The 14,145-nt window shown below is 72.2% G+C and carries 14 protein-coding genes; 3 read left to right on the top strand and 11 right to left on the bottom strand.

Going from position 1 to position 14,145, the window contains the following annotated elements:
* Positions 1 to 112: 112 nt before the first annotated feature.
* From ACWED2_RS47550 to ACWED2_RS47580, 7 genes are all read right to left on the bottom strand, one after another.
* Positions 113 to 1,456, bottom strand: a complete 1,344-nt coding sequence (locus ACWED2_RS47550; RefSeq protein WP_449697104.1) for an SPFH domain-containing protein — start codon at positions 1,454 to 1,456, stop codon at positions 113 to 115.
* Between the two features lie 88 nt (positions 1,457 to 1,544).
* Positions 1,545 to 2,033: an SPFH domain-containing protein gene (locus tag ACWED2_RS47555; RefSeq protein WP_449697092.1), complete on the bottom strand. Its 489-nt coding sequence runs from the start codon at positions 2,031 to 2,033 to the stop codon at positions 1,545 to 1,547.
* A complete protein-coding gene (locus ACWED2_RS47560; protein ID WP_449697093.1) occupies positions 2,030 to 2,464 on the bottom strand; it encodes an NfeD family protein in 435 nt (144 codons plus the stop codon). Before ACWED2_RS47560 ends, ACWED2_RS47555 begins: the two co-directional genes overlap by 4 nt.
* Positions 2,465 to 2,548: 84 nt before the next feature.
* The gene (locus tag ACWED2_RS47565; RefSeq protein WP_449697094.1) at positions 2,549 to 3,364 is read right to left on the bottom strand and encodes a DUF3097 domain-containing protein; all 816 of its coding nucleotides are present in this window, start codon (positions 3,362 to 3,364) and stop codon (positions 2,549 to 2,551) included.
* Positions 3,365 to 3,415: 51 nt separating this feature from the next.
* Positions 3,416 to 4,303 carry an aminoglycoside phosphotransferase family protein gene (locus ACWED2_RS47570; protein WP_449697095.1) on the bottom strand — a complete coding sequence of 296 codons (888 nt, stop codon included), beginning with the start codon at positions 4,301 to 4,303 and terminating at the stop codon, positions 3,416 to 3,418.
* The gene (locus ACWED2_RS47575) at positions 4,288 to 5,085 is read right to left on the bottom strand and encodes an SCO1664 family protein (protein WP_449697096.1); all 798 of its coding nucleotides are present in this window, start codon (positions 5,083 to 5,085) and stop codon (positions 4,288 to 4,290) included. Before ACWED2_RS47575 ends, ACWED2_RS47570 begins: the two co-directional genes overlap by 16 nt.
* 2 nt (positions 5,086 to 5,087) lie before the next feature.
* Positions 5,088 to 5,666 (bottom strand): DUF3090 domain-containing protein, encoded by a 579-nt coding sequence (locus tag ACWED2_RS47580; protein WP_013226500.1) that lies wholly within the window; start codon positions 5,664 to 5,666, stop codon positions 5,088 to 5,090.
* Positions 5,667 to 5,743: 77 nt separating this feature from the next.
* Here ACWED2_RS47580 and ACWED2_RS47585 point away from each other — a divergent pair, with 77 nt between their 5' ends.
* Genes ACWED2_RS47585 through ACWED2_RS47595 form a run of 3 tightly spaced genes read left to right on the top strand, consistent with a single transcriptional unit; the run spans position 5,744 to position 8,963 of the window.
* A complete protein-coding gene (locus ACWED2_RS47585) occupies positions 5,744 to 7,663 on the top strand; it encodes a prolyl oligopeptidase family serine peptidase (RefSeq protein ID WP_449697097.1) in 1,920 nt (639 codons plus the stop codon).
* On the top strand, positions 7,660 to 8,559 hold the full coding sequence (locus tag ACWED2_RS47590) for a S66 peptidase family protein (protein ID WP_449697098.1): 900 nt from the start codon (positions 7,660 to 7,662) through the stop codon (positions 8,557 to 8,559). The genes ACWED2_RS47585 and ACWED2_RS47590 overlap by 4 nt, the downstream gene beginning before the upstream one ends.
* Entirely contained in the window at positions 8,556 to 8,963 is a 408-nt protein-coding gene (locus tag ACWED2_RS47595; protein ID WP_449697099.1) for a TIGR03668 family PPOX class F420-dependent oxidoreductase, read from the top strand. Before ACWED2_RS47590 ends, ACWED2_RS47595 begins: the two co-directional genes overlap by 4 nt.
* Here the strand turns inward: ACWED2_RS47595 and mptB are convergent.
* From mptB to ACWED2_RS47615, 4 genes are read right to left on the bottom strand one after another with little or no spacing between them, the layout of a single operon-like run.
* Positions 8,960 to 10,495, bottom strand: a complete 1,536-nt coding sequence (gene mptB / locus ACWED2_RS47600; protein WP_449697100.1) for a polyprenol phosphomannose-dependent alpha 1,6 mannosyltransferase MptB — start codon at positions 10,493 to 10,495, stop codon at positions 8,960 to 8,962. The two genes, ACWED2_RS47595 and mptB, sit on opposite strands and share 4 nt — an antisense overlap.
* 47 nt (positions 10,496 to 10,542) lie before the next feature.
* A complete protein-coding gene (nikE, locus tag ACWED2_RS47605) occupies positions 10,543 to 12,192 on the bottom strand; it encodes a nickel ABC transporter ATP-binding protein NikE (protein WP_449697101.1) in 1,650 nt (549 codons plus the stop codon).
* A complete protein-coding gene (locus ACWED2_RS47610) occupies positions 12,189 to 13,085 on the bottom strand; it encodes an ABC transporter permease (RefSeq protein WP_449697102.1) in 897 nt (298 codons plus the stop codon). The genes nikE and ACWED2_RS47610 overlap by 4 nt, the downstream gene beginning before the upstream one ends.
* Entirely contained in the window at positions 13,082 to 14,032 is a 951-nt protein-coding gene (locus ACWED2_RS47615) for an ABC transporter permease (RefSeq protein WP_449697103.1), read from the bottom strand. The genes ACWED2_RS47610 and ACWED2_RS47615 overlap by 4 nt, the downstream gene beginning before the upstream one ends.
* Positions 14,033 to 14,145 lie beyond the last annotated feature (113 nt).

Raw genomic sequence — 14,145 nt, forward strand, 5'->3', positions numbered from 1 at the left:
ACGAATACACCAAAACCCACCCAACAAACCCCCCTATAGGGCCGCGGGGTTTTTTTTTTATATTTGGTAAACAACAAAAATAAACCACTCACGACGAGCTGCGGCAGACTGCTCAGCGGCGGGGGCCGCCCTGGGGGCCACCGAACGGGGGCTGCTGCGGGAACGGCCCGGAGCCCGGGTTCTGCTGCTGCGGGCCGCCGAACTGACCCGGCGGCGGCGCCTGCGGGGGCGGGCCCTGGTACTGGCCACCCGGGGGCGGGCCGGCCGGGGCCTGCGGCTGCGGCAGGCCGCCCTTCGGGGTCGTGGGCTGCTGCGGCGGCGGCACCGCCTCCGTGCCGCGGTCCTGATCGGCTTCCGGTTCGGGCTGCTGCTGGGCCGGGCGCGGGATCGACGGCCGCGCGGGCGGCGACGAGGGCGCCCCGATCGCCGGGACCTCCTTGCGCGCCACGGCTTCCGCCGCCGCGACGGCCTCGGCGACCTTCGGGTCGCTCTTGGTCTCGAACCAGCTGGAGACCTCTTCGTCCTCGAGCTCGGGCTTGTCCGGGACGTCGTCGTCCTTCGGCGGCTCGTACCGGAACACGCCGTCGTCGCCCGGGGCGCCGAGCGCGCGGGCGAAGCCTTCGAGGGCCTTGCCGTAGTCGCTCGGGATCATCCAGACCTTGTTCGCGTCGCCCTGCGCCATCTGCGGAAGGGTCTGCAGGTACTGGTAGGCCAGCACCTCCGGGGTCGGGCGGCCGGCCTTGATCGCGGCGAACACCTTCTCGATCGCCTTCGCCTGGCCCTGCGCCTGCAGGTAGCGCGCGGCCCGTTCACCCTGGGCCCGCAGGATGCGGGACTGCCGCTCGGCCTCGGCGGCGAGGATGGTCGCCTGCCGGGCACCCTCGGCGGCGAGGATCTGGCTCTGCTTCTGGCCTTCCGCGGTCTTGATCGCCGACTCCCGCTGGCCTTCGGCGGTGAGGATCATGGCGCGCTTCTCGCGGTCGGCGCGCATCTGCTTCTCCATCGAGTCCTGGATGGACGGCGGCGGGTCGATCGCCTTCAGCTCGACGCGGGCGACGCGGATGCCCCAGCGGCCGGTGGCTTCGTCGAGCACGCCGCGCAGCTGGCTGTTGATCGAGTCGCGGGAGGTCAGGGTCTGCTCGAGGCTCATGCCACCGACCACGTTGCGCAGCGTGGTGGTGGTCAGCTGCTCGACACCGACGATGTAGTTGGAGATCTCGTACACCGCGGCGCGCGAGTCGGTGACCTGGAAGTACACGACCGTGTCGATCGACACCGTCAGGTTGTCCTCGGTGATCACCGGCTGCGGCGGGAACGAGACGACCTGCTCGCGCAGGTCGATCCGGGCGCGCACCTTGTCCAGGAACGGCACGAGGATGTTGAGGCCGGGCGAGGCGACCGTGCGGAACCGGCCGAGCCGCTCGATCACGGCCGACTGCGCCTGCGGCACCACCATGACCGCCTTGGCTATCGTGATGATCACGAGCAAGGCCAGCGCTATGACCAGGCCGATCACAAATCCGGTCAAGAGAATTTCCCCTTACCTAGTACCATTCTTGCGCGGTTGACGGTGTTCCGGGTGCCGCGGGCGGGAGCACCGCCAGCTCCAGTTCCTTCGTGGTGATGCCCCAGCGGCCGGTGGTGTCGTGCAGGACCGTCCACACTGTACGGTGCAGGTCGCCCGGGGCGGCGACGGCGCGCTCGGCCGTGGTCAGGCCGGCTTCCTGCCGCAGCGCGGTGCGGGTCAGCTGCTCGATCGCGAGCGCCGGACCGGCGATCTCGTAGGTGGCCGCGCGCGGGTCGGTGACCGCGAAGACGACCTCGAACCCGATCAGGACCTCCTGCCCGTCGCCGGCTTCGACCGGGCGGGGCGGGGCCGAGAGGATCTGGTCGCCGAGGTCGAACCGGGCGCGGACCCGGTCGGCGAACGGAAGCACGAAGTGGCGGCCGGCCCCGAGGACGGTGCGGAACCGCCCGCCGCGTTCGATCACCGCGGCGTGGCCCTCGCCGACGATGACGAGCCCCAGGCTCACGGCTCGGCCGACACGACGGCCGTGGCGCCGGAGATCTCGACGACCGTGACCTGGGTACCGGGGGCGATGGGCGGGAGGTGTTCGCCGAGGCTGCGGGCCGACCAGACGTCGCCGCCCAGCTTCACCTGCCCGGTTTCCGCGTCCACTGTGGACACGACGACGGCGCGGGCGCCGATCAGGGCGTCGATGCCGGTGTGGTGGACCGGCCCGGAGAGGAAGCGTCGCTTGAGGGCGGGGCGGACCAGCAGGAGCATGCCGACGGAGGCGACGGCGAACACGGCGACGTCGATGACCAGGTTCCCGGCGAGGACCTCGGCACCGGCGCCGAACAGCGCGGCGACGCCCAGCATGACCAGCACGAAGTCGCCGGAGACGACTTCGGCGATCACCAGCGCGATGCCGACGATCAACCAGACCAGTGCCCATGACATGGCTTCATGCTCTCAGATCGCGCCGGTTCGCACCGGCGCAGTGACGGGACGTGACCCTCGCGTGACCTTGGACAAAACGGACATTCATCCCTCTTCCGCCGGTTCGGTGACGAAGTCGATGAGCCGCTCCACGGCCCCGATGAGCGGGGTCTCGAGGTCGCGGAAACTGCTCACCCCGCTCAGGACACGCTGCCAGCCTTCGAACGGTTGCCCCCAGCCGAGCGCGGCGCAGATCCCCTGCTTCCACTCGGTTCCGCGTGGGATCTTCGGCCAGGCCCTGATCCCGACGGCTTCGGGCCGCACGGCCTCCCAGACGTCGATGTACGGGTGGCCGGTGACCAGCACGTTCTCGTCGCGGATCGCTTCGACGAGCCGGGATTCCTTGCTGCCGGGCACCAGGTGGTCGACCAGGACGCCGAGACGGCGGCCGGGGCCCGGGCCGAACTCGGCGATCCGGTCGGCCAGCACGTCGACGCCGTCGAGCGGCTCGACGACGACACCTTCGACGCGCAGGTCGTGGCCCCAGACGCGTTCGACGAGCTCGGCGTCGTGCTTGCCTTCGACCCAGATCCGCGAGTCGCGGGCCACGCGGGCCTTCAGCCCTTCGACGCGGACCGACCCGGATGCCGAGACCTGCCGGGCCGGTGCCTTCGCCGGGGCCTTGACGGGCACGAGCGTGACCGGTTTGCCTTCGAGGAGGAACCCGGCGGGAGCGAGCGGGAAGACGCGGTGGCGGCCTTTGGCGTCTTCGAGCACGACGTTCCCGTACTCGATCTTCACCACGGCGCCGCAGTAGCCGCTGGCCGGGTCCTCGACGACCAGGCCCGGTTCGGCGGGGACATCCGGCACCTTCTTGCGGCGCGGGCCGGCGAGCACGTCGTCATAGCGTTGGGAGCGCACGACCAGGCAACCTAGTGGCCCGACGTGCCCGGGCGGGTCATGCCACGCCGGTCAGCGGGTCAGTTCCAGGACCGCGTCGGTGAACGGTGTCCGCTCGCCGCGGCGCAGGGGCGCCAGCGCGATCAGCGGGGCCATCGCGACGCACCAGGCGCGGACGCGGTCGGCGTCGAAGTCCGTCACGTGCGGAGCGAGTGCGGCGATGCCGTCGTCGATCGTGCCGCCGGCGGCCATCGGGACGAAGACGAAGTCGATGGCGTCGAGCGACGGGTCGCCGAGGGCGGGCCGCGGGTCGATGGCCACGGCGCCGCGTGCCGGTCCGGCGTCGAGGACGTTGGCCGGGTGCAGGTCGCCGTGGATGAGCGTGACCGGTCCGCTGGCGGCCAGCTCCAGCGCACGCTCACGCCCCGTGGCCAGCGCCTCGGCGCTCAGGTGGGCGGCGGCCGGCGATTCGCGGCGGCGGCGTTCGGAGAGGCCGAAGATGAACTCGATGCCGTCGGCCAGCCGCCGCAGCTCCCCGCGGGGTTCGGCCGAATGCAGCTGGTCGAGCAGCTCGCCGAGCTCGGCCCACGGCAGGTCGCGGCCGGTCAGCTCGGTCCCCGGGACCAGGCCTTCCAGCAGGATGGCGTTGGCGTCGAGGTCGGCGTCGAGGATCTGGACGACGCGGGAGCACCCGGCCCAGGCGCTCAGCCCGGCGAACTCCAGCCGGGCGACTTCCGGATCCGGGGTCAGCTTGAGGACGCGCAGGTCGCCGCCGGGGCCGGTGCACAGCAGGGTGCGGCCGGTGTTGCCGGGCCGGGCCTCGCGGACGGTCAGCCGCCAGCGGGTGGTCAGCCGGGCGACCAGGTCCGGGAGCGTGTCGCACCAGGGCTCGGCCAGTTCCGCGCCGAAGCGGTCGACGAGCCGGGCCCGGGCCGCGTCGTCGATCAGAAGAGGGGCCACGGGATGGCTCGCCAGTCGTCGCCCGGCTCGGGGAAGATGCCCTCGGCGAGCAGGACGTCGGTGCGTTCGGCCAGCGCGCGGATCTCGAACCCGGTGATGTGCTCGGCGAGGGTGTTGCCGAGTCCGCCGTCGAGCTCCGAGCGCAGCTTGCGCAGCTTCTCGACGGTGTCCGGGGCCAGCGGCTCCCCGATCCAGCCCCACAGGACGGTCCGCAGCTTCGGGTCGGTGTGCAGGCAGATGCCGTGGTCGACACCGTAGACGCGGCCGTCGACACCGGCCAGCAGGTGGCCGCCCTTGCGGTCGGTGTTGTTGGCGACGATGTCGAGCACGGCGAGGTCGCGCAGGCCGGGGTGGTCGGCGTGGGCCAGCACGGCGGGCTCGCCGAGCCGGTCGTGGGCGTGCAGGACGGTGCGCCAGCCCTCGGGGACCTCGTCTGGCGGGACGACGTCGACGAGCTCGGTTTCGGTGGTTTCGACCCACAGCTGGACCATGCCGGGACCGAACGGGCCGTCGCGCAGCACGGTCGGCGGGATCGCGCCGATGCCGGTCGTGTCGGCGATGATCGCGGTCGCGACCTCGCGCCCGGCGAGGGTGCCGTCGGGGAAGTCCCACAGCGGCCGCTCCCCCGACACCGGCTTGTAGACGACCCGGCCGGTGACGCCGTCGAGCTCGATGGCGCAGAAGAGCGTGACGTTGGAGGCGTCGACCAGGCGGCCTTCGACGTCGATGCGGCCGTGGGTGACGAGTTCGCGGGACGCCGGATCGGCCGGGGCAGGCGTCATGGTCAGTCTTCTTCGCCCGCGTCGGTTTCGCGCCGGTAGCCGTTCTGCCGGGGGCAGATGTGCCCGGTCGGGTCGAGCGGCTCGGCGCACAGCGGGCACGGCTTGCGGCCGGCGTTGACGACGCGGTCGGCCCGCTCGGCGAAGGCCCGGGCGGCGGCCGGGCTGAGGAAGACGCGGACGGCGTCCGGGCCCTCCTCGGTGTCGTCGAGCACGACCGTTTCGTCGACCTCGCCCTCGGTGATGGCGAGCAGCTCGATGACGACCGCGCTGCTGTCGGCGTCCCAGCCCAGGCCCATCGTGCCGACGCGGAACTCCTCCTCGACCGGCACGGTGAGCGGGTCGAGGTCGACGAGGTCCTCGGGCGCGTCGTCGGGGACGTCGGCACCGAACCGGCTGGCGACCTCCTCCAGCAGCGAGCTCAGGCGCTCCGCGAGGACGACGACCTGCTGTTTTTCGATGGTGACGCTGATCGTGCGCACGTCCTCCGACGCTTGGAGGTAGAACGTGCGATCGCCGGGCTCGCCGACGGTGCCGGCGACGAACCGATCCGGCTGGCGGAAGACGTGGATTACGCGAGACATAGCACTGACGACCCTAGGCCACCGGCGCATGATCGGCATCCGCCGCCCCACCGTTCGCGGGCCGCTAGCCTCGGGGGGTGTCTCGCATCTCCCCGTACGGAACCTGGTCTTCGCCCATCACCGCCGCCGAGGTGGCCGCCGCCGGTGGCGGCCCGCAGTGGCTCGACGTCGTCGCCGGAGAGGTGTGGTGGGCCGAGGCGAGACCCGGTGAACAGGGCCGGGTAGCGCTGGTCCGGGCGGTGCCGGGGGGTACCGAGGACGTGCTGCCTGCCCCGTGGAACGTCCGCAACCGGCTGCACGAGTACGGCGGGCGGCCGTGGGCGGTGGCCGACGGCGTCGTGGTGTTCACGCACTGGGCCGATCAGCGCGTGTACGCGCAGAGCGAAATCGGCGTGGTGGCGCTCACCCCGGCTCCCGCGGAGCCGCAGAGCGTCCGCTACGGCGATCTGCGGGCCGGGCGGCCCGGTGAGGTGTGGGCGGTCCGCGAACGCGGCACCGGCCCCCGGCCCACCGACATCGAGCGGGAACTCGTCGCGATCGCCGTGGACGGCGGCGGCGAACGGGTCCTCGCCGCGAGCCACCGGTTCCTGACCGTGCCGAAGCTGTCGCCGGACGGACGGCACGCGGCCTGGTTCGGCTGGAACCACCCGCTGATGCCGTGGGACGGTACCGAGCTGTGCGTGGCGCCCGTCGGTGAAGACGGCGCGTTCGGGCCGCACCGGGTGCTGGCCGGCGGCGCGGACGTCTCGGTGTGCCAGCTCGAGTGGGAGACGCCGGAGACGCTGCTGGCACTGGCGGACCCCGATGGCTGGTGGAACCTGCACCGCGTCGGCCTGGACGGGTCGGTGGCGAACCTCGCGCCGGTGGAGCAGGAGCTCGGCGGGCCGTTGTGGAAGGCCGGGTCGCGGTGGTTCGCGCCACTGGGCGGCGGGCGGCACGCGGTGCTGTCTTCGGGCCGGCTGGCGGTGCTCGACGAGGCGGACGGCTCGGTGACGTCGGTGGCGGAGGAGCTGACGGCCTGGTCGACGACGGGCTTCGCGGTGCTCGGCGACACGGTCGCCGGCGTCGCGGGCGGGCCGGCCCGGGAAGCCGCCGTGGTGCAGGTCGCCCTCGATGGCGTGGTGACGGACCTGACCCCGCAGCCGGAGCTGCCCGCGGCGTTCCTGCCGGAGCCGCAGGAGCGGGTGTTCAGCACCGCGGACGGGGAGACCGTGCCGGTGGTGCTGTACCTGCCGCGCAACCCCGGGTTCGCGGCGCCCGAGGGCGAGCTCCCGCCGCTGCTGGTGGACGTCCACGGCGGGCCGACCGGCCAGCACTTCCCGCAGCTGGATCTGGAGATCGCGTACTTCACCAGCCGTGGCATCGGGGTGGCGGCGGTGAACTACGGCGGCTCGACGGGGTTCGGGCGGGTCTACCGCGAGCGGCTTCGGGAGCAGTGGGGCGTGGTGGACGTCGCCGACTGCGTGGCGGTGGCCGAGGCGCTGGTGGCGGCCGGGCTGGCCGACGGTGACCGGGTGGGGATCCGGGGCGGCAGCGCGGGCGGGTTCACCGCGGCGGCGTCGCTGACGACGACGAAGACCTACCGGGCGGGCACGGTGATGTACCCGGTGCTGGACCTGGCCGGGTGGACCGGCACCGAGGGCGACACGCACGACTTCGAATCGCGGTACCTCGACGGGCTGATCGGGCCGCTGCCGCAGGCGCGGCAGCGGTATGTGGAGCGTTCGCCGCTGGCGAACGTCGGCGGGCTGGCCGGTCCGGTGCTGTTCCAGCAGGGGCTGGAAGACCGGATCTGCCCGCCGGAGCAGGCCGATCGGTTCGTGGCCGAGCTGGCCGGGCGCGGGATCCCGTACGCCTACCAGCGGTTCGCCGGCGAGCAGCACGGCTTCCGGCAGGCGGCGACGATCGTGGCGGCACTGGAGGCGGAGTTGTCGTTCTACGGCCAGGTGTTCGGCTTCGAGACGCCGGGTGTGGCGCGGCTGGAGCTGTCCCGGTGAGGCCGCCGCGGCTGCGGGCCGGCGACACCCTCGCGCTGGTGGCGCCGGCCGGGCCGGTGCCGGCGGACCTGCTGGAGAAGGCGTTGCCGGTGCTGCGCAGCTGGGGCGTCGAGGTGCGGGTCGGGCCGTGCGTGCGGGCGGAGCCGGGCTCGCCGCCGTACCTGTCCGCGCCGGACGCGGCGCGGGCGGCGGAGTTCACCGAGGCGTGGCTGGACCCGGGGGTGCGGTGCGTGCTGGCCGCCCGGGGCGGCTACGGCGTGCAGCGGATGCTGGACCTGGTGGACTGGCCGGCGTTGCGGGCGGCCGGCCCGAAGGTGCTGGCCGGGTCGTCGGACATCACGGCGTTGCACCGGGCCGTGGACGTCCACCTCGGACTGTCCACTTTGTTCTCCCCGATGCCGGCGAGCGTGCTGTTCGACGACTTCGCGGTCGAGCACCTGCGGCGGTCGCTGTTCGAGCCGGAGCTGAACCTGGTGGTCCGCGGCGGGTCGGCGATCGTGCCGGGCCGGGCGTCGGGCGTGCTGACGGGCGGGAACCTGTCGTTGCTGGCGGCGGGGATCGGCACGCCGGAGCACGGGTCGGCGCGGGAGGCGATCGTGCTGCTGGAGGACGTGACGGAGAGCGTGTACCGGCTGGACCGGATGCTGACGCAGCTGCTGCGCAGTGGCTGGTTCGACGGCGTCCGCGGGATCGTGCTGGGGTCGTGGGCGGCGTGCGGCGCGCCGGCGGAGGTGCGTGCGCTGATGGTGGACCGGCTGGTGCCGCTGGGGGTGCCGCTGGTCGAGGAGTTCGGGTTCGGGCACGTGGCGTCGTCGCCGACGTTGCCGCTGGGGGTGCCGGTGGCGCTGGACGCGGACCTGGGGACCTTGACGTTCGGCTCCCCCGCGCTGACATGACCCCGGAGGAAGCACGCGAACGGTTCACCGCGGCCCGGGTGGCGCGGCTGGCGACGGTGTCGGCGGCCGGGATCCCGCACCTGGTCCCGGTGACGTTCGCGGTGCGGGGTGAGCAGGTGGTGTTCGCGGTGGACCACAAACCGAAGTCGACGACGGCCCTGCGGCGGCTGCGCAACATCGCGGAGAACCCGGCGGTGTGCTTCCTGGCGGACGGCTACGACGAGGACTGGTCGCGGCTGTGGTGGGCCCGCGCGGACGGGGTGGCGCGGGTGCTGCCGGAGCCGGAGCGGGCCGAGCCGGTGTCGTGGCTGGTGGCGAAGTACGAGCAGTACGCCGCGCGGCCGCCGGAGCACGCGGTGGTGGTGACGGAGGTGCACACCTGGCGTGGGTGGACGGGGAGCTAGTCGCGGAGGAACTTCTCCGGCCGGCGCCAGGCGTCGATGATGCCCAGCGGGTCCGGCCGCAGCAGTGACGCCGCCGAGTACAGGCTGGCCAGGACGACTCCGGCGATGAACCACCAGTCGTACAGCGCCTGCTCGCCCGTCGGGTAGTACACCAGCGTCACGAACACCGACACCGCCACCACCAGTGCGAGGTGCCGCGGCTGCCACTTGAACGCCGACAGGAGGACGAAGCCCCAGGTCAGGTACCACGGCAGGGTCGGCGGCATGAGGATCGCCACCGCCAGGAGCGAGATGCCGGCCCGGTACACCGCCTCGGTGCCGCCGCCGCGGGCGAGCCACCACTGGCGGACGCCGAAGCCGATCAGCAGCAGCATGCCCGCCGCGCGGGCGACCGTGACGAACGGGGAGACCTGGACGTCCACGATCAGGTGGACCAGGTTGTAGAAGACCTCGCCGATGCCGGTGGGGATGTTGAGCCAGTTCGCGATGAGCTGCGGGGCCTTGAGCCCGGACCACCAGCCGAGGTTGAGCGAGCCGAGCGAGATCCACGTGCCCGCGACGAACACCGGCAGGAACAGGCCCACCGAGGCGGCGCCGGCGCGCAGGAAGTTGCGGACCTTCGACTCGCCCGTGAGGTGGTTGGCCCACATCCAGACGATGAACGGCAGCGCGATGGCCGCGGTCGGCTTGATCAGCATGCCGATCGTCACCAGGACGACCGCGACGACGTGCTTGCGTTCGAGGGCGGCGAGGACGCCGATGGTGAGGAACGCGAGCATCATCAGGTCGTTGTGCGGGCCGCCGAAGAGGTGGATGACCATCATCGGGCTGGCCACCGCGAGCCACAGCGCGACCGGGAGCTTGCCGCCGAGGTGCTTGACCAGCCGCGGGAGCGCCCACAGCGTCCCCGCGAGACCGGCGAGCAGCACGACCCGCATCAGGATGACGCCGAGGATCATGTTGTCGCCGGTGGTGGCGACGACGCCCTTGGAGATCAGCAGGAACAGCGGGCCGTAGGGGGCCGGGGTGGTCTGCCAGAGCGGGTGGACGTTCTGCACGACGTTCGGCAGCACGTCGAGCTCGGCCGGGCCGTTCGCGTACGGGTCGAGCCCGTAGAGCAGCTGGGCGCCCTGGCCGAGGTAGGAGAAGACGTCGCGGGTGAACAGCGGCGGCGAGATGAGCAGCGGCGCCATCCAGCACCCGGCGGCGACCAGGACGGGGCGGCTGCCGACCCGGCCGAGCAGCACGTACCGGCCGAGCCGGACCCAGGCCCAGACGACGAGGCCGAAGCCGGTGTAGAGGACGGCGTTGGCGAGCATGCGACCGTGGCCGTAGCGGATCCAGGAGAGCGGGCCGTGGCCGAGCACGGGATCCTTGATCAGGATGCCGCCGGCGCCGAACGCCGCGAGCATGAGCAGGGTGCTGCCGACGGTGCCCATCGCGATCGTGCGGTAGGGGAACCGCGAAGGCACGCGGAGCCGCTCGGCCAGTCCGGTCGAGGGCGTCTGTGCGGGGTCGGTGGTGGTCGCCATTTCCGTTCGGAGATTACACACCGCGCTCGTGCGGAGTTCCCTCAGTGTCAGGTTTCCACGCCGCGGCGCTGGGCGGTGCCGCCCGGAAGGGCGGCCAGCAGGGACTTCGTGTAGTCGTGCTGCGGGTCGAGCAGGACCTGCTCCACGGTCCCGGTTTCGACGAGCTCGCCGCGGTACATCACGGCGACGCGGTCGGCGATGTTCCAGGCCAGGCCGAGGTCGTGGGTGATCACCAGGGCGGCGAGGCCGAGTTCCCGGCGCAGCCGCAGCAGGAGGCCGAGGATTTCGCCGCGGACGGAGGCGTCGAGCGAGGCGACCGGCTCGTCGGCCACCACCACCGACGGTTCGAGCGCCAGTGCCCCGGCGATGACGACGCGCTGGCGCTGGCCGCCGGAGAGCTGGTGCGGGAGCCGGTCGGCGTACTTTTCGGCGGGCCGCAGTTCCGCGGCTTCCAGCGCCCGGTGGACGACGGCGCGTTCGTCGGCGAGCTTGTGGATCCGCGGCCCCTCCGCGACGGCCTCGTACACCGTGTGGGCCGGGTTCAGCGCGCTGGTGGGGTCCTGGAGGACGAGCTGGACCTGACGCCGGTACGCCTTGAGCCCGGACCCGCCGGTTGGCACCGGTTCACCGGCGTAGCGAACCACCCCGGAGTCGGGTTTCTGCAGGCCGAGCAGGGTACGGGCGAGGGTGGTCTTGCCGGAGCCGGACTGGCCGACCAGTGCGACGATCTCGTCGCGCGAAACCGTGAGGTCGACGCCGGCGACGGCGTGGATCCGCTTGCCGGTGCGGTCGCGGAAGGACACCCGCAGGTTTTCGGCGGCCAGCAGCGGCTCTCCCGCCACCCGGTCCGGCGGTTCGGGCGGCAGCGGGTTGCTGGTGGCCGGGGCGAAGCGGGACACCGGGTCGCCGACCGTCGGGAACGCCGCGGCGAGCGCCCGGGTGTGTTCGTGGGCGGGCGAGCCCATCACCTCGGCGCTCGGGCCTTCCTCGACGATCTGCCCGTCGTACATGACGGCGATGCGTCCGCAGGTGGCGGCGAGCACGGACAGGTCGTGGCTGATCATGATCAGCCCGATGTGCTGTTCGGCGACCAGCTTGGAGAGCAGGGTGAGGACCTGGGCCTGGACGATGACGTCGAGGGCGGTGGTCGGCTCGTCGGCGATGATCAGCCGGGGTGAGCAGGCCAGGGCCATGGCGATCATGACGCGTTGCTTCTGGCCGCCGGACAGCTCGTGGGGGTAGGCGCCGGCCCGGCTCGGGGGCAGGTCGACCTGGGTGAGCAGTTCGGCGACGCGGGCGTCGACCTCGGCGTCGGTGAGGGCCTTGCCGGCCGGTGGGTGCAGCCGCAGCGGTTCGGCGATCTGCTCGCCGATCTTGCGGACGGGGTTGAGCGCGTGCATGGCGCCCTGGAACACCACCGACGCCTCGGCCCAGCGGACCGCGCGCAGCCGGCCCCACTTCATGGTGGTGACGTCTTCGCCGTCGAGCAGGATCTCGCCGGTGATCTCCGCCGTGCGCGGCAGCAGCCGCAGCACGCTCATGGCGACGGTGGACTTGCCCGAGCCGGATTCGCCGGCGACGCCGAGCGTGCCGCCGGGGTCGAGGGTGAGGTCCACGCCGCGGACGGCGGGGACGGCCTTGTCCCCCACCGCGTAGGTGACGTTCAGGTCGGTGAGCTGCAGCAGCGGGGTGGTCACTTCTTCAACCTCGGGTTGAACACGGTCTCCAGGCCCCGGCCGACCAGGGTGAAGAAGAGGACGACGAGGACGATGGCGATGCCCGGCGGGAGCACGTTCCACCAGGCGCCGCGGCTGATGGCGCCGTTGTTGAGGGCGTCTTCCAGCACCTTGCCCCAGCTGACGGAGGCGGGGTCGCCGACGCCGAGGAACGACAGAGTCGCGTCGGCGATGACGGCGTTGCCGACGACGAGGGTGGTGTTGGCCAGCACCAGCGGCATCACGCCGGGCAGCACGTGCCGGCCGACGATGTGCAGGTGGCCGCCGCCGAGGGCGTGGGCGCGCTCGATGTAGGGGCGGCTCTCGATGGTGAGGGTCTGGGCGCGGACGAGCCGGGCGGTGCTGGGCCAGGCGGTGAGGCCGATGGCGAGGATGATCGTGCCGACGCCCTTGGGCAGCACCGCCGAGAGCGCGATCGCGAGGATCAGCGAGGGCAGGACCAGGAAGAAGTCGGTGAACCGCAGCAGGGTCGCCGACACCCAGCCGCCGAAGTGCGCGGCGGTGATGCCGATCAGCGTCCCGATGACGACCGACAGCAGCGCGGCGGAGAACCCGACGAGCAGGGAGATCCGGGTGCCCCACACGGTCATGAGCAGCACCGAGCGGCCGAAGTTGTCGGTGCCGAGCCAGAAGTCGGCGTTCGGCGGGGACAGCGGTGCCCCGGTGGCCTTGGTGACGTCGAGACCGGTTTCGTCGCTGATCAGCGGCAGGAGCAGGGCGACGAGCACGGTGGCGCCGAGCAGGACGAGCCCGGTGAGCGCGGCCCGCTGGCCGGCGAACTCGCGCCAGGTCCGGCTCAGCGAGGCGCGGCGGCGGCTCCAGGCGATCTGCCGCGGGGTCTCGGAGGTGGTCATGAGGTACGCACCCTGGGGTCGAGCACGCGGTAGAGCAGTTCCGCGAGCAGGTTCATCAGCACCACCGCGCTCGCCAGCACGGTGAACACGCCTTGGAGCACCGGCAGGTCGGGGCCGTGCAGGGCCTCGTAGGTGAGCTGGCCGAGGCCGGGCCAGCTGAACACGGCCTCGACGGTGACCGCGCCGGCGACGACGTGGCCGAACTGCATGAACACCAGCGTGGTGGTGGGCAGCAGGGCGTTGGGGACGGCGTGGCGGCGGCGGACGAGGTCGTCGCGCAGGCCCTTGGCGCGGGCGGTGGTGAGGTAGTCGGCGTTCATCTCCCCCAGCAGCGACGACCGCATGATCAGCATGTACTGGGCGTAGAACACCGCCAGCAGCGTCACGCACGGCAGCACCAGGTGGTGCAGGACGTCGAGGGTCTGGGACAGGACGTCGGGGGCGGCGTCCGGGGAGTGCATGCCGCGGCTGGGGAACAGGCCGTTGGTCGCCACGAGCAGCATCAGGCCGAGCCAGAACTGCGGGACCGACCACAGCGTCAGTGCGATCCCGGTCTGGGAGCGGTCGAAGAAGCTGTCGCGGCGCCAGGCGGCGCGGATGCCCAGCCAGAGCCCGAGCAGGACGGCGAGCACGGTGGCGCTGCCGACGAGCAGGATGGTCGGCCAGAGGCGTTCGCCGATCATGTCGGCGACCGGGCGGCCGTTGTTGAGCAGCCGGGATTCGCCGAGGTCGCCGTGCAGCAGGTTCCAGAAGTAGTTCCCGAACTGGACGAGGACGGGCTTGTCGACACCCATCTTCTCGCGCAGTTCGGCGATCTGCTGGGGGCTGGTGACGCGGTCGCGGGTCATCGCCGCGACCGGGTCGCCGGGCAGCATCCGGAAGAGGAAGAAGAACAGCACGATCACCAGCACGATGCTGATCAGCGCTTCGAGGACCTTCTTGAGCACGAACCGGGCCGTGCCGGTCCCGGCCGCGCGGGGATGGGGCGGTGGCCCGGAACCACCACGTGCCGTGTGGCTGCGCGGGCATCAAGCAAGTATTAGTCGACTATGTAGTTCAC

This window comes from Amycolatopsis sp. NPDC005003, from assembly GCF_053600695.1.